Raw genomic sequence first — 21530 nt, 5'->3', positions numbered from 1 at the left:
GTCCATCGCGAGCAAACTCGCTCCCACAGGGGATTGGGGGTATCTACAAAAGTTAGGTCGGCTGTCAGGCCGCCTCGCTTTGGCTTTAGATCTGGGCGCCCCGTTAAACCACGATGGCCGAACGCAGGCATTGCGCAGTGGGTAAACCGGCAGGACGCCGGTTTAGCCGCGCTGGGCCATGGATGGCCCATCGCGGCGACCCACGGAGCAATGCCGGAGTGAGGGCATGCCGAGCCACAGCGAGGCACCGAGTGGTGGGGCAAGAGCCTTTTGCTTACTTTTCGGCGTTTGGAAAAGTGAGTCGCCGTAAGGGCGAAACCATAGGTGGCCGTTACCGCAGCAATGGATATGTACTCAGACAACAATCTCCCAGAGGCTTCGACGCGGCATGGATCAACTTTGGTAGAGGCGCCGATGGCGGTCGTCACAGGTTGACGGATAGGCTCAGGGCGTGAGGCGGCAAGAAAATCAAAAGCCAAATCAAAAGCCAAAGCGAGGCGGTCTACCGGCCGGCCTGATCGGGAGCCGTACGCTTTCTCCCCTGTAGGAGCCGGCTTGCTGGCGATGGGGCCTGAAAGTCCCACGTAACACCCCAGGACGCCTGCGCCAGCAAGTCGGATCGCCGCAACGCTGGCTCCCACACCGAACGAGAAAGTAGGTACAGGCTTACATCCATTGCCCGGTTTATCGAGAGAAAATTCTGATTTGCAGATAGAGGCAGGTAAATGACGTTTGCTGCTTGTTACTCACGTTCGTTTTAACTGGGATTATGAGCGCGCACGTTCGATAGATGTATTCCCGCGATGACACGTAGGGATCGAATCGTGGTGCTGAAAATCCCCCGGTTTTTATGATTGCAAGGAGGTTTGTGAATGGCTTTAGCAAGTGGCGCGGCGCAACGCCGAACAACGCGGTGGCTCGGCCTATGCGTACTAATGCTGCCTGTATTGCTTGTGACAGTTGACAATACAGTGCTTGGATTTGCGCTGCCAAAGATTGCCGAGGCCCTGCGTCCGAGTGCTAGCCAGCAGTTGTGGATGATCGATGCTTATTCGCTGGTATTGGCGGGGTTGCTGGTGTCGATGGGTAGTCTGGGGGATCGAGTCGGTCATCGTAAGTTGTTGCTGGCCGGGTCTTTAGGTTTTGCGATTGTGTCGGTGCTAACCGCGTATGCCGATACCGCCACGCAACTGATTGCCGGGCGAGCTTGTATGGGCGTTTTCGGTGCAATGCTGATGCCCTCAACGTTGGCGTTGATACGTTCGGTGTTCGAGGACCGAGAGGAACGCAGACTGGCAGTCGCGATCTGGGCAACGACGTTGACGGTCGGCTCGGCACTCGGTCCTTTGGTGGGGGGGGTGTTGCTGGAATTTTTCAGTTGGGGGTCGATTTTCCTGTTGGCGGTGCCCGTGTTGGTGCCATTGCTGGTGTTGGGGCCACTGTTGTTGCCAGAATCCGAGCGAGATACTTCTGGACCGTTGGATCCGATAAGCATCCTGCAATCGATGGTAGCCCTTGGTGCCATTGTTTATGGCATCAAACACAGCGCCAGTAATGGCATCGACTGGATGGCGCTGACCGCATTTGCAGTAGGCGCAGTAGCGGGCTGGATGTTTGTGCGTCGACAGTTAAGTCTGCCAATGCCGTTGATGGACCTGAGTCTGTTCCGCAGTGGCACCTTTAGCGGCTCTGTCGCGATCAATTTGATGAGTCTCGCGTTTCTCGTCGGCTTCGTATTCTTTACCACTCAGTTCCTGCAGATCGTACTTCAGATGTCGCCCTTGAGTGCCAGTCTCGCGCTGGTTCCTGGTCAGGTCATGGCGATTGTCGTGGGGATGGCGGTCGTGCCTGTCGCGCAGCGAATGCAGGTGCATGTGCTGATACCAATTTTGATGGCGTTTGCTGGCGCGGCGTTTTTGCTGGTTGCCAGCATGGGCAGTAGCCTGACCGTACTAGTGGTGGCTTTCGCCTTGCTGAACATTGGCGTGGGCGCGATCGCAACGGTGTCCAATGATGTGATTTTGTCAGCTGCACCACCGGCAAAGGCGGGCGCCGCGTCGGCCATTAGCGAAACGGCCTATGAAGTGGGCGTGGTTTTGGGGACGACAGTGCTCGGCGGTGTCGTCACCGCCTACTATCGCGATGCATTGCAGCTTCCGGGGTTCCTGAGCGAAGTGCAGATGATGCTGGCAAGCGAGACGCTGTCTGGCGCCTATCATGTGGCGGCAGACTTGTCGGGTGATCAAGCAAGGGAATTGATGGCGCAGGCAGGAAGGGCATTCGAAGGTGGAATCGGTTTGGTTTCGTGGGTGACCTTCGGCTTGGCACTCATGGCCATTTTGATTGCTTGGCGCACTCTGCGGACACCGACAACGCAACCTGCAGAGGGGTATTGATAGAAAGCGAAGAATGGGCCGCGCATCGAACGGCCCGGGCATTTCAGCACAACGCTTGCTCAGCGGCCGTCCGCAGGTATGCTATTCGCCTGCCGAGGAGATTGAAAATGGCCTACGATTTTGACCTTTATGTGATTGGCGCCGGTTCTGGCGGTGTGCGGGCGGCCCGGTTTGCGGCCGGTTTCGGCGCGAAAGTGGCGGTGGCCGAGAGCCGCTATCTGGGTGGCACCTGTGTGAACGTCGGCTGTGTGCCGAAAAAATTGCTGGTCTACGGTGCGCATTTCGCCGAAGACTTCGAGCAGGCATCGGGGTTCGGCTGGAGCTTGGATGAGGCGCAGTTCGACTGGCCGACGCTGATCGCCAACAAGGATCGCGAAATCAATCGCCTCAACGGCATTTACCGCAACCTGCTGGTCAACAGTGGCGTGACGCTGCACGAAGGCCACGCCAAGATCCTCGATCCGCATACCATCGAGATCAACGGCGAGCGCCACAGCGCCAAGAATATCCTGATCGCCACCGGTGGCTGGCCGCAGATTCCGCAGATTCCTGGACACGAGCACGCGATCAGTTCCAACCAGGCCTTCTTCCTCAAGGAGCTGCCCAAGCGTGTGCTGGTGGTAGGTGGTGGCTACATCGCCGTCGAATTCGCCGGAATCTTCCATGGCCTGGGCGCCCAGACCACGCTGCTGTATCGCGGTGAGCTGTTCCTGCGTGGCTTCGACGGTTCCGTGCGCAAGCATTTGCAGGAAGAGCTGACCAAGCGCGGCATGGATTTGCAGTTCAATGCCGACATCGAACGTATCGACAAGCAAGCCGATGGCAGCCTGAAAGTGACACTCAAGGATGGCCGTCAGCTGGAGGCCGATTGCGTGTTCTACGCCACCGGTCGGCGTCCGATGCTGGACAACCTCGGGCTGGAAAACACACGGGTGAAGCTCGACAAGAAAGGCTTCGTCGAGGTGGATGACCTGTACCAGACGGCCGAGCCTTCGATCCTCGCTCTGGGCGATGTGATCGGCCGGGTGCAGCTGACGCCGGTGGCGCTGGCCGAAGGCATGGCGGTGGCACGACGCTTGTTCAAGCCTGAGCAGTATCGCCCGGTGGATTACAAGATGATCCCGACGGCGGTGTTCAGCCTGCCCAATATCGGCACTGTCGGCCTGACCGAGGAGGAAGCTCGCGAAGCCGGCCACGAGGTGCAGATTTTCGAAAGCCGCTTCCGGCCGATGAAGCTGACCCTGACCGAATGCCAGGAGCGCACGCTGATGAAGCTGGTGGTGGACGCCCAGACCGACAAAGTGCTGGGCTGCCACATGGTCGGTCCGGAGGCTGGCGAAATCGTCCAGGGCCTGGCCATCGCCTTGAAGGCCGGAGCCACCAAGCGCCACTTCGACGAAACCATCGGCGTGCACCCGACGGCCGCCGAAGAGTTCGTCACCCTGCGTACACCGGTCGCCGGTTAAGCGTCCCTGGCGACGTCTGGCGCTGCTGCAATGGCAGCGGCCAGGCGTACGCTTTGTTCCAGTTCTGCCTGGGTTTTCAGCAGTTCGATTTCCAGTGACTTGTTGACCTGCGCCTGCTCATCGACGCTCTGTTTGAGTGCCTGGCTTTCCAGCATGGCCACACGCAGGCGTTCCTGGAGAAGGGTGCGTTCGCTGTCGACTCGGGTAGTCTGGTCGAGCAGTTGATCCTGGCGGGTATTGCTTTGCTTGAGCTGCTCTTGCAACAGACTCAGCTCGCGCAGTGTGCCGCGATTCTCCGTCAGCAGGCGTTCGTTGTCGCGGTGCAGCTGGGTGATTTCGTCCTGGCGTACCAAGGCGCTTTGTTGTGCCTGGCGCACCTCCATCTGCAGTTGCTGCACCTGACCTTCGTGGCGGCTTTGCTCTTGCTCGCGCTGCTCCTTGACCGCGTTGCGGTAGTGCTCCAGGGCGTCGCGGCTGTGCAGGTGTTTCTCTTCGAGCGAGCGAATCTGTTCGTCCTTGTCTTGCAGGCGCAGTTCGAAATCAGCCAGTGCCTGACTCAGCGCGGCATTGCGGGTTTGTTCGCCCTGCAGCAGTGAGCGCGTGCTTTGCAGCGCCTCGGATTCCTGGGTCAGTGCCAGGCTCTGCAGTTCGTAGTGCTGTTGCAGTTGCGTATTGGCTTGCTCGGCTTGATGCAACTGCGCTTCCAGTGCCTTGCGTTGTTGCTCATACTGCTCGCGGGCCTGGTCAACGGGTTCCTGCGCCTGCTCTTTGAGCCGCTGCGCCAGGCGCGTTACCAGTGCCAGCAACTCGTCGTCGATCGGCTCGGACGGTGCCTCGTCAGCGCCCGGGGTGCTGTCATCGAGCTCCTTCATATAGCGATGGATCGTGGTTTTCGAGCCGGTATTGCCCATTTCGATTCGTACGGCATCAATGCTTGGGTTTTCGCCCCGGGCAAGGATCGCCAATCGCGCCGCTTGCACCACTTGTTTATTCACGCCGCCACGGGCCATGGAATCTCCTAGGATTTTGCTGTGTGGTACGTACCACGAAAATCCAATTGTATCATTCGCGGAGGTAAATTCGGTTTTCTTCTATTAATACTGTTGGCTAATAGCGAAAGCCAATCAGCGACATGAGGTTTGCCAATGAGCCAACCGTCCGTCGAGTGGGTAAAGTTCTCTCCATCAACTTCTTAACCCCTGACGGAGAGTCAACGATGCCTATCATCAACAGCCAAGTTAAACCGTTCAAAGCTGACGCATTCAAAAATGGCGACTTCGTAAAAGTCTCGGACGCCGACTTGAAAGGCAAGTGGTCTGTGGTGTTCTTCTACCCGGCCGACTTCACCTTCGTCTGCCCGACTGAGCTGGAAGACCTGGCTGACAACTACGACGCATTCCAGAAGCTGGGCGTCGAGATCTACAGCGTTTCCACCGACACCCACTTCGCCCACGCTGCCTGGCACAACACTTCGCCAGCTATCGGCAAGATCCAGTACACCATGATCGGCGACCCGACCCACGCCATCTCCCGCAACTTCGACGTGCTGATCGAAGAAGCTGGCCTGGCTGACCGTGGCACCTTCGTGATCAACCCTGAAGGCCAGATCAAAATCGTTGAACTGAACGACGGCGGCGTTGGCCGCGACGCTTCCGAGCTGCTGCGCAAAATCAAGGCTGCCCAGTACGTCGCTGCACACCCAGGTCAAGTTTGCCCAGCCAAGTGGAAAGAAGGCGAGGCCACTCTGGCGCCGTCCCTGGACCTGGTGGGCAAGATCTAAGTCTGTGAGCGCTCCATCAGGGCGCAGCGCCGCACCTACTCAGTAAGCTGCACCGCCCAATAAAAACGCCCGGGCGACATCCGCTCGGGCGTTTTTTTATGGTGCGCCAGGCATGGCGCGTTGCGCGCAAGCGCAACCAGTTTGGCTGTGGTGGTCACGCTGGTGACTTGGAGGTGAAAGTCCTCTACACACCCGGCAAGGGGAAGTGTTAGCCGAAGGCAAGGGTGTCGCAGGCGACTGCGAATCTGAAGGAAGCCCGGGGCAAAATGCTGGCCTGACGAACAGGAAGCGGATTAGGCGGTGCAGCGGGGTAAGGTAGCCATAATTGCCAAAGCCCAATACTTGCACGGAACGCTGTGACGTAGATCCGACAGGCATAAGCAGGAAGGTCGCGCGAATTACCCTGGGAGATCTGCACGTTTGCCACTGTGCTACCGAGCGTCGAGAGGCGACGGGATGAACGTGCAGAAGTCAGCCGAGGCCGTAGTAAGTGGCAAATAACCCTGCCACCAAGGGCCGAACAGGTTATGCCGCCAGTAGGCGTCAGAGTCTCGTCGAATGTCGAAAAGCAGAAATTTCTCCGAGGGAGAACTGTGACCCCTAGTTCCGGACAGAATCCGCGGGCGACGGCTGGCAGTGCGCAGGCATCGGCGACGTCTGTGATGTGGACGAACGCGGAGCCGGACACGCTGATGGCGCGGGTGCTTGCATCGGCCAACCTCAAGCGTGCGTATCACCGCGTGGTCAGCAACGAGGGGGCGCCGGGTGCCGATGGCATGACGGTCGACGAATTGGCGGGCTACGTGGAACAGTATTGGCCAACCCTCAAGGCCAGGTTGCTGGCCGGTGAGTATCACCCGCAAGGTGTACGCGCCGTCGAAATCCCCAAACCCAAAGGCGGGACAAGACAGCTGGGTATCCCCAGCGTCGTGGATCGCCTGATCCAACAGGCACTGCTGCAACAGCTCACGCCGATCTTTGACCCGCTGTTCTCGGACTATAGCTACGGCTTCCGTCCGGGCAGAAGCGCCCACCAAGCCATCGAAACAGCCCGTGCCCATGTGGCGGCGGGCCACCGCTGGTGTGTGGAACTCGATCTGGAGAAGTTCTTCGATCGGGTCAACCACGATGTATTGATGGCCCATGTGCAGCGTCAGGTTGAAGACAAGCGGGTGCTCAGGCTGATCCGTCGTTATCTAGAGGCCGGCGTGATGTCGGGCGGGATCGCCAGCCGACGGCAGGAAGGGACGCCGCAAGGCGGCCCGCTCTCGCCGTTGCTGTCGAACATCCTGCTCAACGAACTCGACCAAGAGCTGACACGGCGGGGCCATCGCTTCGTGCGCTATGCCGACGATGCGAACATTTATGTGCGCAGTCCTCGTGCTGGCGCGCGAGTGATGGCTGGTGTTGAGCGTTTCCTGAATCAGCGTCTGAAACTGACGCTGAATCGGGAAAAGAGCCGAGTAGCCGGGTCGTGGATGTGTGATTACTTGGGCTACGGGATGAGCTGGCATCAACAACCGAGGTTAAGAGTAGCGACGATGAGTCTGGGTCGCTTACGCGACCGACTCAGAAACCTGCTGCGCGGCGCACGGGGCCACAAGATGGCGAACGTCATCGAGCGGATTAACCCCGTACTGCGCGGTTGGGCGGGCTACTTCAAGCTCAGTCAGAGCAAGCGCCCCCTTGAGGAGCTGGACGGGTGGGTGCGGCATAAACTTCGCTGCGTCATCTGGCGCCAATGGAAGCAGCCCTCTACGAGGGCGCGCAACTTGATGCGCTTGGGGCTTAGCGAAGCGCGCGCCTGCAAATCAGCCTTCAATGGTCGCGGACCATGGTGGAACTCGGGGGCGTCACATATGAATCAGGCGTTACCGAAGAAGCTGTGGGATCAGCTAGGGCTGGTCTCGATACTGGATACGATAAACCGGCTTAGCCGCATAACTTGAGCCGCCGTATACGGAACCGTACGTACGGTGGCGTGAGAGGACGGCGGTTGTGAAACCGCCTCCTACTCGATCCTGCTCTAAATGAACTAGCAAAAAGGAAATCGCCCGTATGTTGGACACCAATCTTAAAGCCCAGTTGAAGTCGTACCTGGAACGGGTCACCCAGCCGATCGAGATCGTTGCATCCCTCGACGACGGTGCGAAATCCCGGGAAATGCTCGAACTGCTGAAAGACGTTGCCAGTCTTTCCACCCAGATTACCTTGCTCGACAACGGTGATGATGCACGCAAGCCATCGTTCTCGATCAACCGCCCGGGAGCGGATATCAGCCTGCGTTTCGCCGGTATCCCGATGGGCCACGAATTCACGTCCCTGGTGCTGGCCTTGCTGCAAGTCGGCGGCCACCCCTCCAAGGCCAGTGTCGAAGTGATCGAACAGATCCGCTCGCTCAAGGGCGAGTTCAACTTCGAGACTTATTTCTCGCTGTCATGCCAGAACTGCCCGGACGTGGTCCAGGCGTTGAACCTGATGGCGGTACTCAACCCCAATATCCGCCACGTCGCCATCGACGGCGCGCTGTTCCAGGCAGAAGTCGATGAGCGCCAGATCATGGCGGTACCGAGCCTCTACCTCAACGGCGTTAACTTCGGCCAGGGGCGCATGGGCCTGGAAGAAATCCTCGCCAGGATCGACGCCAGCGGCATCGAGCGTCAGGCCGAGAAGATCAGTGCCAAGGATGCCTTTGACGTGCTAGTGGTGGGCGGTGGTCCGGCCGGTGCTTCGGCGGCAATCTATGCCGCTCGCAAAGGCATTCGCACCGGTGTCGCGGCTGAGCGTTTTGGTGGGCAGGTGCTCGACACCATGGCCATCGAAAACTTCATCTCCGTGCAGGAAACCGAAGGGCCGAAACTGGCGGTCGCACTGGAAGAACACGTCAAGCAGTACGACGTGGACATCATGAACCTGCAGCGCGCCGACAAACTGCTGCCGGGCAAGGCGGGCGAGCTGCACGAAGTGCACTTCGCCAGCGGCGCGAAACTCAAAGCCAGGACCGTGATCCTGGCCACGGGTGCGCGGTGGCGTGAAATGAACGTGCCCGGTGAGCAGGAGTACCGCAACAAAGGCGTGGCGTACTGCCCGCACTGCGACGGCCCGTTGTTCAAAGGCAAGCGCGTGGCGGTGATTGGCGGTGGCAACTCCGGTGTTGAAGCAGCCATCGACCTGGCCGGTATCGTGTCCCATGTCACGCTGCTGGAGTTCGATGTACAGCTGCGTGCCGATGCGGTGTTGCAGCGCAAATTGCACAGTCTGCCGAACGTGACCGTGTTCACCAGTGCGCAAACCACTGAAGTGACGGGCGACGGGCAGAAAGTAAACGGCCTGCGCTACAAGGATCGCCAGACCGACGAATTGCGCAGCGTGGAACTGGAAGGGATCTTCGTGCAGATCGGTCTGTTGCCCAATACCGATTGGCTCAAAGGCACCATCGAGTTGTCACCGCGTGGCGAGATCATCGTCGATGCCCGTGGCGAAACATCGACGCCGGGCGTGTTCGCTGCCGGTGACGTGACCACCGTGCCGTACAAGCAGATCGTGATCGCGGTGGGCGAGGGCGCCAAGGCTTCCCTGAGCGCATTCGACCACTTGATCCGCACCTCGGTCCCGGCATAAACAGGACGCTGAAAAGACAAAACCTGTAGGAGCGAGCTCGCTCGCGATAAACCTGAGAGCGCCGTGGGGCACCTGCTAGCCAGCGTTATCGTTGACGACCATCGCGAGCATGCTCGCTCCTACAGGGGGGCATCGGCCGCGTGGTGGGCTTGCAACGGCGCTGGCTGGATGATTTCGACCCAGTACGCATCCGGGTCCTTGATAAACGCCAGGCTCTTCATGCGGCCGTCATTCAGGCGCTTCTGGAAGTCGCAGCCCAGCGCTTCGAAGCGCTCGCACGCGGCGACGATGTCCGGCACGGAGATGCAGATGTGGCCAAACCCGCGCGGGTCAGTATTGCCGTTGTGATAGGCGAAGTCCGCATCGTTCTCGGTGCCGTGGTTATGGGTCAGTTCGAGGATGCCGGGGATCGATTTCATCCACTGCGTACGCGCAGCGGCATCGGCGGGAATCTGGCTCTTGTCGACCAGGGCGAGGAAGTACAGGCTGAACTGCGCTTCCGGAAAATCGCGTTTCTCCACCAGCGAGAAACCGAGGACGCGCGTGTAGAAGTCCAGGGACTTGGTGATGTCCTTGACGCGCAACATGGTGTGGTTGAAGACGAATTTCTGGGTGGCGGTGTCAGGTTGTGCGGTCACGCCGGGGAAGGTGTTCAGTTCGTGCAGGCTCATGGGCCCTCCGGAAAGTAAATGGGGCTGCCGACAATGATACGCATGGGTTGCGTCATCACCAAACCCAAAGCGTCTGCTATTGCCTGACCGCCGGCCGAGGATCAAACTTCAGGGCTAACTGGCTGAGTGTTCATTGCAATGATTCGATTGTGTAAATCGTTGATTATCTTGAGTGGCGTGCTTTTGGTCGTGGCCCTGGCCTACGCCGATGAGCCGGTCGTTACCTGGCCGCCAGGCTGGCAGGTCGAAGTCGTTGCCCAGGACGACGCTGGCTCCGGTGTCAGTCGCCAGCGTGCGGTCAAGAACGATGCGCAAGGCACGCCGGTTATGGTGATGGAGCTGACCATGACCCGGGTACAAAGCGGTCATCAGGTGAACCTGGAAGGTGTGTTGCTGGAGATGCGCAAATCGGTGCAGAAAGACTTTTTCCAGGGTGGCTATCAAAGTGTCTGCAATCGGATTCACTCGACCACCTTGAGTCGCTTGCCGGCCCTGGAAACCACCTGCACCATCACGCAAAACGGGCGGCATGTGCTGTCGCAAACATTGGTCGCCGCCGTGGATGCCGATAAGGCTTACGTTCTTTCCTACGCCGGGCAGGCAGAGGCTTATAAGGCCAGTCAGAATGAAATAGAGGCAGCACGTAACGGCTTGAAACTTTAGTTGAAGGCTTCAATGAGCGCCGGTTTCATGCTTGTGCCGATGGTGTTAGATAGCCAAAAGGATTAAGCGCAAAGTTGCTTGGAAAGTACCGGGCAGGCTTGCATTTAGATGCTATCAATGAAAAAAAGCCCTGCATGTGCAGGGCTCTGTTTTTTCAGTGCGCGGGTTTAGCCACGCAGCCAGGAATCGACGGTGGCTGCACCGTATTGTTCCTTCCAGGCCTTCAGCCCACGATGGTTGCCACCCTTGGTTTCAATCAGCTCGCCGGTATGCGGGTTCTGATAAACCTTGACCACGCGGGCGCGGCGGGTTTTTGGTGCGGCCTGTTGCAGGCCGGATTTTGCCGGGTTCGGGTCGAGGATGGCGATAATGTCGCGCAGGCTCTTGCCGTAGGTTTTCATCAGCCCCTGGAGCTTTTCTTCGAATTCGATTTCTTTCTTGAGCCCGGCATCGTTCTTCAGGGATTCAAGCTGCTTGAGCTGCTCTTGAAGGGCCTTTTCAGCTGCACGAAATTCAGCGAGTCTGGACAATATCTTTACTCCAATAGTGTGTTTGGCTGATACCAACCGCAAACAAAGCTATAAGCCAAGAGCCTTGAAGCGACTCGGTGCTAAGTGGCTCACCTGCCAATCTAGCGCAGGCATGAAAAATTGTAGTAGTTAATTGATCAAGAGTAAATCATGTCTTTTTCTTCATGTAACAAGAGTTGTACCTTGATTCAAATTGGGGAGTGCGGCGTGTCGTTGAATCGCTGCTAAAGGCCACTAGTTAATGATCACTTAATGCATTAATGAAGTCTGCCGCAGGCATCGGTCGGCCAAACAGATAACCTTGCAGGTAGTTCACTTTGTGGGCCGTCAGGTAGTCACTTTGTTCCGGGGTTTCCACACCTTCTGCAATCATTGCCAGGTCGAGCTTGGCCGCCAGCTCGATGATGCTGTCCAGAATGTGGCTGGAGAGGGTATCGACGCCGATCATGGCGACAAAGCTCTGGTCGATTTTCAGGAAGTCCACGTTGAACTGGCGTAGATAACCGAGGCTCGAGTGGCCGGTACCGAAGTCGTCGATGGCGATCATCACCCCAAGATCATGCAGTTGCTCGAACAGTTGATGGGTGATGGCCGTGGGCTCGATCAGTTTGCGCTCGGTCAACTCCAGTACCAGGTGGATGGAGCCGGGTGCAAAAGCACCGAGGAACTGACGGCAATCCTCGACCAGCGCAAGATCCAGGCAATGATCGGCGGTAATATTGATGCCGATATGAAACGGCTCATCAAAGGACGCCGACCTCGGTGCCAACAGCCTGGCGGTTTGTTGCATGATCGAGCGGGTCATCGGCACGATCAGTCCGCAGTGTTCGGCAAACGGAATGAACAGATCGGCGCGTACCAGGCCTTCCTTGGGGTGGTTCCAGCGCATCAGCACCTCGACCCCCGTGCATTTCTTATTCAGCGCCTGCACCACTGGCTGGAAATACGGTACGAACTCCGCAGCAATCAGTGCGCGCTGCATCTCAAGGGTTGGCGACGATGAACGTTTCTGTATGAAATGCCCGATCAAAGCGGAAATCACACCGAAGAACAGCAACAAGCTGAACAGTGGCGGATATTCACTGCTCATGTACCGCCACACTTCGCCTTCGGGGAAACCGGCAGTCACGCTGAAGGGATAGCGCGAAGATGTCAGCCTGTTTTCTGCGACGGGGAACCCGGGTGGATCGCCCTCGTGAAAACTGCCGTCGGCGGACAACCAGTTAGGCCCTACTTGCAGCAACAGCAGTTTCTGACGCCCGATAAGGCGCAAGAGATTACTCAGGTGGTAACCGTCCAACGTGCTCATGGCGCCCCGTTTGCCGTCGCTGAGTCGATAAACCAGCAACGCGGTGTCGGGCGTCACCGGGTTGCCCTTCATCAACAACAACTGGCCGTTGGCAACGTCTGCGGATGCAATTTTTTCGTGATAGTCACCGAACAAGGAACTGCAATAAATAGTGTCGTCCCACAGCAGGTTGGTCGAGCGCACGAATGGACGCCGTGTCACCTGCTCGCGCAACGCCAGGTTGACGTCAATGCAACTCTGGCCAGCCAACGGCAGCAACTCGCGCGCCGCCTGCGCGGTGTTGTCGAGCATCAGTTCAAACTGGCGAGTCGCTTCTTCGGCGGTTTGTTCGGTACTCTGCCTGAGTACGCGTTCAGCCTGCATATAAAGAATGGCAAAACCCAGCAGGACTGGCAGCAGTCCACTCAACAAGGTCACGGCGACCCTGATGCGGCGCTTGTGGACGTTGGTTTTCAGTGGCATTCGCGAAACCTGTATCGATGAAGTCGGGCTCTCAACTGCTGGCAGGAAGTGATGCCTCCCATGAAGGGTTCAAGCAAGAGGCAGGATAGTTGGCCCTTGGCAGTTACGCCGCTCAATGGTATCCCAGGTGCGGCGATGAACGGATATTGGGGGTAAAACAAACCCCTTGCGCATCGGGGGAAAAAGGGGATTTGATACAGAAGGCGGACAAATTGATTTACGCTGTGTAGAATCAGGTTACGCATACAATAATAATCGTCTTCTGGCAGCAGAAGCCTCGCCCTCAGAGCCTTAGGTCGACAATGAAGATATTCGGGTTCCAATTGATCTACGGTGATTTCCTCGCCCGCAGCGTGCGGGGCATCTCCTGTGCGCCACCCACGGGTCTCAGCATTGCTAGCAACTAACGCTCGTTAATTTCAGCTGTTAATTCTAAATGCATGATGAGGCGCCACCCATGGCAGATTTATACGAAAACCCAATGGGCCTGATGGGCTTCGAGTTCATCGAGCTCGCATCGCCGACACCCAATACCCTGGAGCCGATCTTCGAGATCATGGGCTTCACCAAGGTCGCGACCCACCGTTCCAAAGACGTGCACCTGTATCGCCAGGGCGCGATCAACCTGATCCTCAACAACGAACCCAACAGCGTCGCCTCGTACTTCGCCGCCGAGCACGGTCCGTCGGTGTGCGGCATGGCGTTCCGGGTCAAGGATTCGCAAAAGGCCTATAAGCGTGCCCTGGAACTCGGCGCCCAGCCTATCCACATCGAGACCGGCCCGATGGAGCTGAACCTGCCGGCGATCAAGGGCATCGGCGGTGCGCCGCTGTACCTGATCGACCGTTTCGGTGAAGGCAGCTCGATCTACGACATCGATTTCGTGTTCCTGGACGGTGTTGACCGTCACCCGGTCGGGGCTGGCCTGAAGATCATCGATCACCTGACCCACAACGTGTATCGCGGTCGCATGGCCTACTGGGCGAATTTCTACGAGAAACTGTTCAACTTCCGCGAAATCCGCTACTTCGACATCAAGGGCGAATACACCGGCCTGACCTCCAAGGCCATGACCGCGCCGGACGGCATGATCCGCATCCCGCTGAACGAAGAATCGTCCAAGGGCGCCGGGCAGATCGAAGAATTCCTGATGCAGTTCAACGGCGAGGGTATCCAGCACGTTGCGTTTCTCAGCGATGACCTGATCAAGACCTGGGATCACCTGAAAAGCATCGGCATGCGTTTCATGACCGCGCCACCGGAAACCTACTACGAAATGCTCGAAGGCCGTCTGCCAAACCACGGCGAGCCGGTGGGCGAGCTGCAGGCACGCGGCATTCTGCTGGACGGTTCGTCCGAGTCGGGCGACAAACGCCTGCTGCTGCAGATCTTCTCGGAAACCCTGATGGGGCCGGTGTTCTTCGAATTCATCCAGCGCAAGGGTGATGACGGTTTCGGTGAAGGCAACTTCAAGGCGCTGTTCGAGTCGATTGAGCGGGATCAGGTGCGTCGTGGCGTGCTGTCCACCGATTAAGCCGAGTCAGATGTAAAGAAGCCCGATCTGCATCCATGCAGATCGGGCTTCTTCGTTTTTGCCCTTGTAGGAGCAAGGCTTGCCCGCGATGACCGATAACGCGGTTCAGCAGGTTCACCGCAGCGCGCCCATCGCGAGCAAGCTTTGCTCCTACATTGGTTTGCGGTGTTGCCGAACGAGATGCTTGAACCCTTCAAACACCAACACCAGTACTGCCATCCAGATTGGAATATAGGTCAGCCATTCACCGGGCTTGATGCTTTCCCCCAGCAACAACGCCACGCCCAGCAACAGCACCGGCTCGACGTAGCTCAATAACCCGAACAGACTGAACGGCAGCAAGCGACTGGCGATGATGTAGACCACCAGCGCCGAAGCGCTGATCAGGCCCAGCAGTGGAATCAGCCACGCCAATGCCGGGTGCTGATCGAAGACACCGAAGCCTTGCTCGCCACCGTGCACAAACCAGTACGCGATCGGCAGCATCAGGGTCATGTCCAGCCAGAGCCCGCCGAGGTTATCGGCCTTCAGCCATTTGCGCAGCACGAAGTACAGTGGATAGCCCACTACCACGACCAGTGTCGCCCAGGAGAATCCGCCGACTTGATACAGCTCGTTGACCACACCCAGGCTGGCGAAGCACACCGCGACTTTTTGCAGGTATGACAGCCGATCACCGTAGGCAATACGCCCGGTCAGTACCATGGCCAGCGGCAACAGGAAGTAGCCCAGGGACACATCCAGGCTGTAGCCATTGAGCGGGGCCCACATGAACAGCCAGAGTTGCACGCCCAGCAACGCCGATGACAGTATCAGGCCGCCGATCAGCTTCGGTTGCGCGCCAATCCTTCGCAGCAGGTCGATGACCCGCCGCCATTCCCCGGACACCAGCATGAACAGGGTCATGCACGGCACGGTCAACAGCATGCGCCAGCCAAAAATCTCCACGCCACTCAACGGCTTGAGCAACGAAGTGTAGTAATACATGACGGCAAACAGCACCGAGGCTGAAACCGATAAAGCGATACCTTTTGACAAGCTGTCCTCGCGAGGTTGAACGTAAAACGGGGTGCGGAGGATACGTGGTTTTACTGTCGAATATTGTCCAATCGATCAATAAAGATCCCCTGTAGGAGCGAGCATGCTCGCGATGGTCGTCAACGATAACGCGGGGAGCCTGAATGCCCGCGGTGTCTATTCGCTCATCGCGAGCATGCTCGCTCCTACAGTGGTTTTGTGTTTATTCAGTTACGCGGCTTACGACCCGACACGAAATGACTCACATCATTGAACCCCGGCGTTGACGCATGCCCCGGTGTCACCAGCGAGTCGATGAAGGCTTCATCCTCAGCGCTAATCTTCACCGCCTGCGCTGTAATGTAGGCATCCCACTGTTCTTCAGTGCGCGGGCCGACAATGGCCGAGCTCACGGCACTGTTGTTCAGCACCCAGGCGATGGCGAACTCGACGATGCCGACGCCGCGTTCCTGGGTGTATTGCGCAATCCGCTGGGCGATACGCAGGGACTCGACGCGCCATTCGGTTTCCAGAATGCGTTTGTCTGCGCGTCCTGCGCGGCTGTTGGCGTCCGGCTTGACGTCCGGCGCATATTTGCCGCTGAGCACGCCGCGCGCCAACGGACTGTAGGGCACCACCCCTAGGCCGTAATTTTGCGCGGCACTGATCTGTTCGGATTCGGCCTGGCGGTTGACGATGTTGTACAGCGGCTGACTGATCACCGGCCGGTCGACACCGAGCTTGTCGGCCACGCGAATCACCTCGGCAATGCGCCAGCCTCGGTAGTTCGACAAGCCCCAGTAACGGATCTTGCCTTGGCGAATCAGGTCGCCAATGGCCGACACCGTGACCTCCAGCGGCGTGTTGTGGTCTTCGCGGTGCAGGTAATAGATGTCCAGATAGTCGGTACCCAGGCGCGTCAGGCTGGCCTCGATACCGTTGAAGATGTGCTCGCGGTTGAGGCCGCTGCGGTTCGGCACACCGTCCACCGGGCCGAAACCGACCTTGGTGGCCAGCACCCATTCCTGACGGCGACTGGCAATGGCCTCGCCGACGATCTCTTCGGAACGGCCATTGGTGTAGACGTCGGCGGTGTCGATGAAATTGATGCCCTGGTCCCAGGCCTTGTCGATGATTCGCAGGGAATCTTCGGTACTGGTCTGCTCGCCAAACATCATGGTGCCCAGGGTCAGGGTGGAAACCTGCAGGCCCGAGTGACCCAGCGTGCGGTAGCTCATGAGGAAATCCTTTTACCGGGGGGAAAGGCTAGATCAAATACCAGAATTGCAGCGCGGAGCAAACGCTCTGTGACATGGAGCCTCTCTGTATCATGATTTCTTGCGATGCAAAGGGTAACGTTGATCGCCCGCAGATCTCGACCAAACCATCCCGCCACGCTTTCAAGGATCACCACTATGTTCGAACTCGATCACGACCTGGCCCCAGGACATCGTCGACCGGGCAATTGTGGAAGCTGGACGGGATGCTCGCTCTCTATCTCGGCGTACAGCTTCTCCCCGAAACCGACACACCTCTCTGACCAAAACCCGACCCCCAGTAGGAACTGCCGCAGGCTGCGATCTTTTGATCTTGAAAAGCAAAGTCAAAAGATCGCAGCCTGCGGCAGCTCCTACAGGGAAACCATAAGATTTTGGAAATGAACAATAATTCTTGAGCCCGCTTGTGCAGCGGCCCGGCGTTATTGTTCCTGTCGGCTGGCAGCATGAGCGCATTGGAACTGGAGAATTTGCATGAAAATCGTCATCGCCCCCGATTCGTTCAAGGACAGCCTCAGCGCTCAAGGCGTCGCCGATGCCATCGCCCTCGGTCTGGCAGACGTCTGGCCCGATGCGCAATTGATCAAATGCCCGATGGCCGACGGCGGGGAAGGGACGGTCGAGTCGGTGCTGGCGGCCTGCAATGGCCAATTGCGCCGGACCGCGGTGCGTGGACCTCTCGGAGCCACGGTGAATGCAGCCTGGGGCTGGCTGCCCGGCACCCACACCGCGATCATCGAAATGGCCGAGGCCAGCGGTTTGCAGTTGGTCCCGGTCGACCGCCGCGATGCTTGCATCAGCAGCACCTTCGGTACCGGTGAATTGATTCGCACTGCACTCGATGCCGGGGCGCAGCGAATCATTCTGGCCATCGGCGGCAGTGCGACCAATGACGGCGGCGCGGGGGCGATGCAAGCCTTGGGCGTCAAGCTGCTGGATGCGCAGGGGCAGATCCTGGCACCGGGCGGCTTGGCACTGGCACAGTTGGCCCGCATCGATCTGAGCGCTATCGACCCACGCCTGGTCGAGGTGCGCTTCGACATTGCCGCCGACGTGAACAATCCGCTGTGCGGTCCTCACGGTGCATCGGTCATATTCGGCCCGCAAAAAGGCGCAACGCCTGCTCAGGTCGAACAACTGGATCTTGCCCTCGCGTACTTTGCCGATCACTGCGCAAACGTCTTGAACAAAGACGTGCGCGAAGAGCCCGGCAGTGGCGCAGCGGGCGGTCTGGGGTTTGCCGCCAAGGCGTTCCTGGGGGCGCAGTTCAAGGCCGGGGTTGAAGTGGTCGCCGAGCTGGTGGGCCTGGCCGATGCGGTTGCCGGCGCTGATCTGGTGATCACCGGCGAAGGTCGTTTCGATGCGCAGACTTTGCGCGGCAAGACACCCTTTGGTGTGGCGCGCATTGCTCGTGAACACGGCGTTCCGGTCATCGTCATTGCCGGCACGTTGGGCGAGGGCTATCAAGCGTTGTATGCCCATGGCATCGACGCCGCGTTTGCCCTGACGAGCGGCCCGATGACATTGGTGCAAGCCTGCAGCGAAGCACCACGCCTGTTGCGTGAGCGAGCAAGTGATGTAGCGCGGGTCTGGCGGATGGCTGTTCTACGCGATCCCCTGTAGAAACTTGCGCAGCCACCGAAGCAGGGTCTCCACCAGAGCGCGAAGTTAGTGAGCGGGCCACGCGCCCCTGTATAAGTAGCCACCTGTCAACTCTGACAGTATCGCAAACTAAAAAGTGAGTATTTAATTCTGCCCAAGGTTGTAAAAGCTGGGTAGTGCGACGAAGCGTGATTGCAGTGCTTGAAGTAGTTCGAACTGCCTACCGAGATGAATGGGTCATGACTAGCGTCACGAACAAATACTCATTATCAGGAGAGCAACATGGCAAGTTCCGACGAGCAACTGAATGTTGAACAAGTGTACAGGAGCAAGAGTACTAATCTATCCAGGGTTCCAGCACCTAACGCCTATGACGCGCCGACAATCGAAAATACGATTCCAGGTGATCCCGATGGGTTGATGCATATCAGCAAAATCCAGGGGCCTGCTGCTGAGCCTATAAAAATCAGAGTAGAACCATGGGCTAATTTGCCTGAAGACCCAACTGATGTCGGTCATCTTTACTTGGAATGGAAGTTTCAAGGTTGGGGTGATTATCAACCCATCGAAGACCGCGAAATTAGAGATCCGATAACTCAGCCAATTTTTCCCGGTTTCTTCGAAATCCCGAAGACCCTATACGATGGGTATGAGGGAACTTTTGAAGTCAGATATCGGGTTAAGGAGTGGAATAACGGGCAGGAGGTGGATTCGCTTTCCACCCCGCTGACTTTCGACACAACCGCGCCTTGGATGCCGGCCGCCCCCCCGGAAGCCATCGTCCCAAAATTGATCACCACGGCACTCCTGGAAGCAGAGGGCGGAGTCGAATGCGAGATCCCCGATCCCGGGGAGGTCAAACCCGTTACGATAGCCCTCGCCTGGTCCGACAAAGTTCCAGAGCAATTGCCTCCAATGGAGGAAATGCATTACGTAGGGCTGCTTCCAGCGGATCGCAAATCAAGGTGCCGAAGGAAATCTTCGAAAATTTTGGCTCACGCACGCTTTATCTGGCGTACGGTGCAATGGACAAGGCAGGTAATTTAAGTTAGATGTCATGGCCGGTCACTGTCGAGAATGCACTAGGGACATTACCCTCCGGCCTGAAATCGCCCACGGTGCCCAAGGGCGATGATGATGATGAGATCGACCGTGAGGATGCTGCCGCCCCCGTAGAGGTTCACACAGGAACAATTGATAATTACCAGCCTGAGGATCGCATCAGGATTATTTGGGGGGCACAGAGTTTCATCGGCGGCCCCATGTCCCAGTTAGGCCCATCACCGAAAGTTATTGTCCCATGGCCCAACATGAGGGATGCATACGACTTCGAATTGGGTGGCCAACAGTCCACGCCAGTAAAGTTCCAGGTATTGCGGGGCAATCACCCCATTGACTCCCCACCGAGGGTTAATCCGCTCAAGGTGGACCTTGAAGTGCCGATTGTTAATCCGGGTGGACCTGACCCGGAGCATCCTGATTTCCTGAAGCCAATCATCACCAGCAGTAGCGGTAGCACAACCGATTTGACAAGGGCCGATGCGGACAAACCCGCCACGGTCACCGTCACCCTCCCTGATGGCATTGAAGACAATGATGTGATCACGGTGAAATGGAATGGCGTTCTTGTGAATGCTACCGCGCACACCATCGACGGGACTGAAGGCGCCACCATCGGTATTGAGGTGCCTTGGGAGGAAATCGAAAAAACGCCGATGATGCTCAACCTTCCGGTTTGTTTCCGGGTCAGGCGGCCGGGTGTCACCAATCCTTTGGACTCACCTGAGGAAACGATCAACGTCAAGGTACTGAAAATAGAACTGCCACAACCCGAAGTACAAATGGCGGGGACGTTGGTCAATTGCAATGACTTGCTTCAAGAAGGCACGGAGTGGGGTATTCATGTGCTCATTCCACCATCCGACTATTTGAAGAAAGATACGAACGTGATGTTCGTTTGGCAGCTCTTTGTAGATGGCGTGGGCTTGGTCAATACCGAGATTGTGCAAGAAAAAACCGTCACTGAGGATCAGGAGAATAATGGCATTTTGTGGTTTGTACCTTACTTGCGATGCCTGAAGCCTTCTTACATTCCAGGGGTACGCCTAACGACCCGGGCACGGCTGGCCTACGGGATGCAGATCGATGGGGATGAAGCGTCATCCAATATGGTCGACGTAAGGGTCGGTGTATTTGAAAAAGAGGACCATTGCGAGATACCACGGCCCTAACTTCAGATGTCCGAGGAGAGAGCACGGAGAGGACGGCTTTTTATGAGGCCTTCGAATATCCTTCGTGCTCTTCGGAAAAGTCCTACATACCAATCTGAGATGTCTCGGTAGTCTTCGCCGCTTTTGTAGGCTCAAGCGGAGGTTGTCTGCTACGACGAACTCCACCGTTGAATCCCCAATATGTGGTGTCTAGCTTGGAAAATAAAACATCTTTTACATTGTCACCGTTGTCCTCATCCTTGAAGTGGATAACGATCATGCCCTTGCTGCTGATCAGCACGCATTCGCTTGCCCGGATTGTCGATAATGGCGAGCAGGCCAATATCAACAGCGGTACTGTGACCGATGATTATCTTGTCAGAAACAGTTCCAGTTTGACCGCTAACGGTGCTACCACCGAGCAAATTCGCGTCCAGGGCAACTCCGCGCTGACCCTCAACGGCAGTACCGTTGTCTCAGGCGGCAGTTCGATCGGGGTTGATCTCGTCAATAGTCGGGCAACTGTGAGCGGCAGCAATATCACCGGTACCACCACCGGGTTGTCGTTGGGTTATACGGGGGCCAATCCGTCGGGCTCCACCGCCACCGTGACCGGCAGCAATATTGTTGGCGGCACCATAGGGGCATTAGTCGGTGGTTTCAGCCAGCTGCAGCTCGAAAACAGTGTGGTGGCCGCGACCAATCCAACCAGTATCGGCCTGCAATTGGCCAATGGACAGGTGTCGGCGAAAGGGAGTGTGATTCGCGGAGGAACCAGTGGTGTGCGTTTCACTTCGGATCAGAACACTGCCGGTCCGGCGCGGCTGGACCTCGATGCCACCCGGATTGAAGGCCTTACCGGCTCGGCAATCATTATCAATAATGGAAGCCAGCCGCCAATCAACGCGCAAATTACCGTGGCTACAAGACCGTGAATGGCCTGCTGTGCATCACCGACGTCAAGACCCCGGTAAGTATACGGATCCGGAGGG

Annotated in this window: 17 protein-coding genes; 11 read left to right on the top strand and 6 right to left on the bottom strand. The window is 57.6% G+C overall.

Annotated features, from left to right (window positions below):
* Nucleotides 1-872 precede the first annotated feature (872 nt).
* Together ACA058_RS17475 and gorA are read left to right on the top strand one after the other, a co-directional pair.
* Nucleotides 873-2396: an MFS transporter gene (locus tag ACA058_RS17475; RefSeq protein WP_497635126.1), complete on the top strand. Its 1524-nt coding sequence runs from the start codon at nucleotides 873-875 to the stop codon at nucleotides 2394-2396.
* A 107-nt stretch (nucleotides 2397-2503) separates the two neighbouring features.
* A complete protein-coding gene (gene gorA, locus ACA058_RS17470) occupies nucleotides 2504-3862 on the top strand; it encodes a glutathione-disulfide reductase (RefSeq protein WP_497635125.1) in 1359 nt (452 codons plus the stop codon).
* Here the strand turns inward: gorA and ACA058_RS17465 are convergent.
* Nucleotides 3859-4872: a DNA-binding protein gene (locus ACA058_RS17465; RefSeq protein WP_497635124.1), complete on the bottom strand. Its 1014-nt coding sequence runs from the start codon at nucleotides 4870-4872 to the stop codon at nucleotides 3859-3861. The genes gorA and ACA058_RS17465 overlap by 4 nt on opposite strands.
* A gap of 206 nt (nucleotides 4873-5078) precedes the next feature.
* Between ACA058_RS17465 and ahpC the strand changes: the two genes are divergently transcribed.
* The 3 genes from ahpC (at nucleotide 5079) to ahpF (ending at nucleotide 9263) form a co-directional block, all read left to right on the top strand.
* On the top strand, nucleotides 5079-5642 hold the full coding sequence (gene ahpC / locus ACA058_RS17460) for an alkyl hydroperoxide reductase subunit C (RefSeq protein WP_007975937.1): 564 nt from the start codon (nucleotides 5079-5081) through the stop codon (nucleotides 5640-5642).
* 527 nt (nucleotides 5643-6169) lie between these two features.
* Nucleotides 6170-7591 carry a group II intron reverse transcriptase/maturase gene (gene ltrA / locus ACA058_RS17455; protein ID WP_497635123.1) on the top strand — a complete coding sequence of 474 codons (1422 nt, stop codon included), beginning with the start codon at nucleotides 6170-6172 and terminating at the stop codon, nucleotides 7589-7591.
* Nucleotides 7592-7700: 109 nt separating this feature from the next.
* The gene (gene ahpF / locus ACA058_RS17450; protein WP_497635122.1) at nucleotides 7701-9263 is read left to right on the top strand and encodes an alkyl hydroperoxide reductase subunit F; all 1563 of its coding nucleotides are present in this window, start codon (nucleotides 7701-7703) and stop codon (nucleotides 9261-9263) included.
* A gap of 119 nt (nucleotides 9264-9382) precedes the next feature.
* Here the strand turns inward: ahpF and gloA are convergent, their stop codons facing one another.
* Nucleotides 9383-9934: a lactoylglutathione lyase gene (gene gloA / locus ACA058_RS17445; protein WP_497635121.1), complete on the bottom strand. Its 552-nt coding sequence runs from the start codon at nucleotides 9932-9934 to the stop codon at nucleotides 9383-9385.
* A gap of 138 nt (nucleotides 9935-10072) precedes the next feature.
* Here gloA and ACA058_RS17440 point away from each other — a divergent pair, with 138 nt between their 5' ends.
* Complete coding sequence (locus ACA058_RS17440) at nucleotides 10073-10597, top strand: DUF4946 domain-containing protein (RefSeq protein WP_497635120.1); 525 nt, start codon at nucleotides 10073-10075, stop codon at nucleotides 10595-10597.
* A 167-nt stretch (nucleotides 10598-10764) separates the two neighbouring features.
* On the opposite strand, the gene ACA058_RS17435 is transcribed toward ACA058_RS17440, so the two are convergent.
* Nucleotides 10765-11127: a histone-like nucleoid-structuring protein, MvaT/MvaU family gene (locus ACA058_RS17435; protein WP_008065377.1), complete on the bottom strand. Its 363-nt coding sequence runs from the start codon at nucleotides 11125-11127 to the stop codon at nucleotides 10765-10767.
* Nucleotides 11128-11365: 238 nt separating this feature from the next.
* Nucleotides 11366-12898, bottom strand: a complete 1533-nt coding sequence (locus ACA058_RS17430) for an EAL domain-containing protein (RefSeq protein WP_497635119.1) — start codon at nucleotides 12896-12898, stop codon at nucleotides 11366-11368.
* 457 nt (nucleotides 12899-13355) lie between these two features.
* Here ACA058_RS17430 and hppD point away from each other — a divergent pair, with 457 nt between their 5' ends.
* A complete protein-coding gene (gene hppD / locus ACA058_RS17425; RefSeq protein ID WP_497635118.1) occupies nucleotides 13356-14432 on the top strand; it encodes a 4-hydroxyphenylpyruvate dioxygenase in 1077 nt (358 codons plus the stop codon).
* Nucleotides 14433-14582: 150 nt separating this feature from the next.
* On the opposite strand, the gene rarD is transcribed toward hppD, so the two are convergent.
* Together rarD and ACA058_RS17415 are read right to left on the bottom strand one after the other, a co-directional pair.
* Complete coding sequence (gene rarD / locus ACA058_RS17420) at nucleotides 14583-15470, bottom strand: EamA family transporter RarD (protein ID WP_497635117.1); 888 nt, start codon at nucleotides 15468-15470, stop codon at nucleotides 14583-14585.
* Nucleotides 15471-15676: 206 nt separating this feature from the next.
* On the bottom strand, nucleotides 15677-16687 hold the full coding sequence (locus ACA058_RS17415; RefSeq protein ID WP_497635116.1) for an aldo/keto reductase: 1011 nt from the start codon (nucleotides 16685-16687) through the stop codon (nucleotides 15677-15679).
* Between the two features lie 513 nt (nucleotides 16688-17200).
* On the opposite strand from ACA058_RS17415, the gene ACA058_RS17410 reads away from it, so the two are divergent.
* The 4 genes from ACA058_RS17410 (at nucleotide 17201) to ACA058_RS17395 (ending at nucleotide 21473) form a co-directional block, all read left to right on the top strand.
* Entirely contained in the window at nucleotides 17201-18349 is a 1149-nt protein-coding gene (locus tag ACA058_RS17410) for a glycerate kinase (protein ID WP_497635115.1), read from the top strand.
* 261 nt (nucleotides 18350-18610) lie between these two features.
* Nucleotides 18611-19375 carry a hypothetical protein gene (locus ACA058_RS17405; protein WP_497635114.1) on the top strand — a complete coding sequence of 255 codons (765 nt, stop codon included), beginning with the start codon at nucleotides 18611-18613 and terminating at the stop codon, nucleotides 19373-19375.
* A 5-nt stretch (nucleotides 19376-19380) separates the two neighbouring features.
* Nucleotides 19381-20559 (top strand): hypothetical protein, encoded by a 1179-nt coding sequence (locus ACA058_RS17400; RefSeq protein WP_497635113.1) that lies wholly within the window; start codon nucleotides 19381-19383, stop codon nucleotides 20557-20559.
* Nucleotides 20560-20816: 257 nt separating this feature from the next.
* Complete coding sequence (locus tag ACA058_RS17395) at nucleotides 20817-21473, top strand: hypothetical protein (protein WP_497635112.1); 657 nt, start codon at nucleotides 20817-20819, stop codon at nucleotides 21471-21473.
* Nucleotides 21474-21530: the final 57 nt, after the last annotated feature.

This window comes from Pseudomonas sp. LBUM1649, from assembly GCF_059716155.1.
Note: the sequence above shows the minus strand (reverse complement) of the source record. Positions and strands in the feature narration are given on the sequence as shown.

Excerpts from the sequence above, each read along its gene's own strand:
- ahpC (WP_007975937.1), top strand. The coding sequence starts at position 5,079 with ATGCCTATCATCAACAGCCAAGTTAAACCGTTCAAAGCTGACGCATTC.
- gloA (WP_497635121.1), bottom strand. The coding sequence starts at position 9,934 with ATGAGCCTGCACGAACTGAACACCTTCCCCGGCGTGACCGCACAACCT.
- ACA058_RS17430 (WP_497635119.1), bottom strand. The coding sequence starts at position 12,898 with ATGCCACTGAAAACCAACGTCCACAAGCGCCGCATCAGGGTCGCCGTG.
- ACA058_RS17405 (WP_497635114.1), top strand. The coding sequence starts at position 18,611 with ATGGCAAGTTCCGACGAGCAACTGAATGTTGAACAAGTGTACAGGAGC.
- ACA058_RS17410 (WP_497635115.1), top strand. The coding sequence starts at position 17,201 with ATGAAAATCGTCATCGCCCCCGATTCGTTCAAGGACAGCCTCAGCGCT.
- ACA058_RS17465 (WP_497635124.1), bottom strand. The coding sequence starts at position 4,872 with ATGGCCCGTGGCGGCGTGAATAAACAAGTGGTGCAAGCGGCGCGATTG.
- ahpF (WP_497635122.1), top strand. The coding sequence starts at position 7,701 with ATGTTGGACACCAATCTTAAAGCCCAGTTGAAGTCGTACCTGGAACGG.
- ACA058_RS17440 (WP_497635120.1), top strand. The coding sequence starts at position 10,073 with ATGATTCGATTGTGTAAATCGTTGATTATCTTGAGTGGCGTGCTTTTG.
- ACA058_RS17400 (WP_497635113.1), top strand. The coding sequence starts at position 19,381 with ATGTCATGGCCGGTCACTGTCGAGAATGCACTAGGGACATTACCCTCC.
- gorA (WP_497635125.1), top strand. The coding sequence starts at position 2,504 with ATGGCCTACGATTTTGACCTTTATGTGATTGGCGCCGGTTCTGGCGGT.
- hppD (WP_497635118.1), top strand. The coding sequence starts at position 13,356 with ATGGCAGATTTATACGAAAACCCAATGGGCCTGATGGGCTTCGAGTTC.
- ltrA (WP_497635123.1), top strand. The coding sequence starts at position 6,170 with ATGCCGCCAGTAGGCGTCAGAGTCTCGTCGAATGTCGAAAAGCAGAAA.
- ACA058_RS17475 (WP_497635126.1), top strand. The coding sequence starts at position 873 with ATGGCTTTAGCAAGTGGCGCGGCGCAACGCCGAACAACGCGGTGGCTC.
- ACA058_RS17395 (WP_497635112.1), top strand. The coding sequence starts at position 20,817 with ATGCCCTTGCTGCTGATCAGCACGCATTCGCTTGCCCGGATTGTCGAT.
- ACA058_RS17415 (WP_497635116.1), bottom strand. The coding sequence starts at position 16,687 with ATGAGCTACCGCACGCTGGGTCACTCGGGCCTGCAGGTTTCCACCCTG.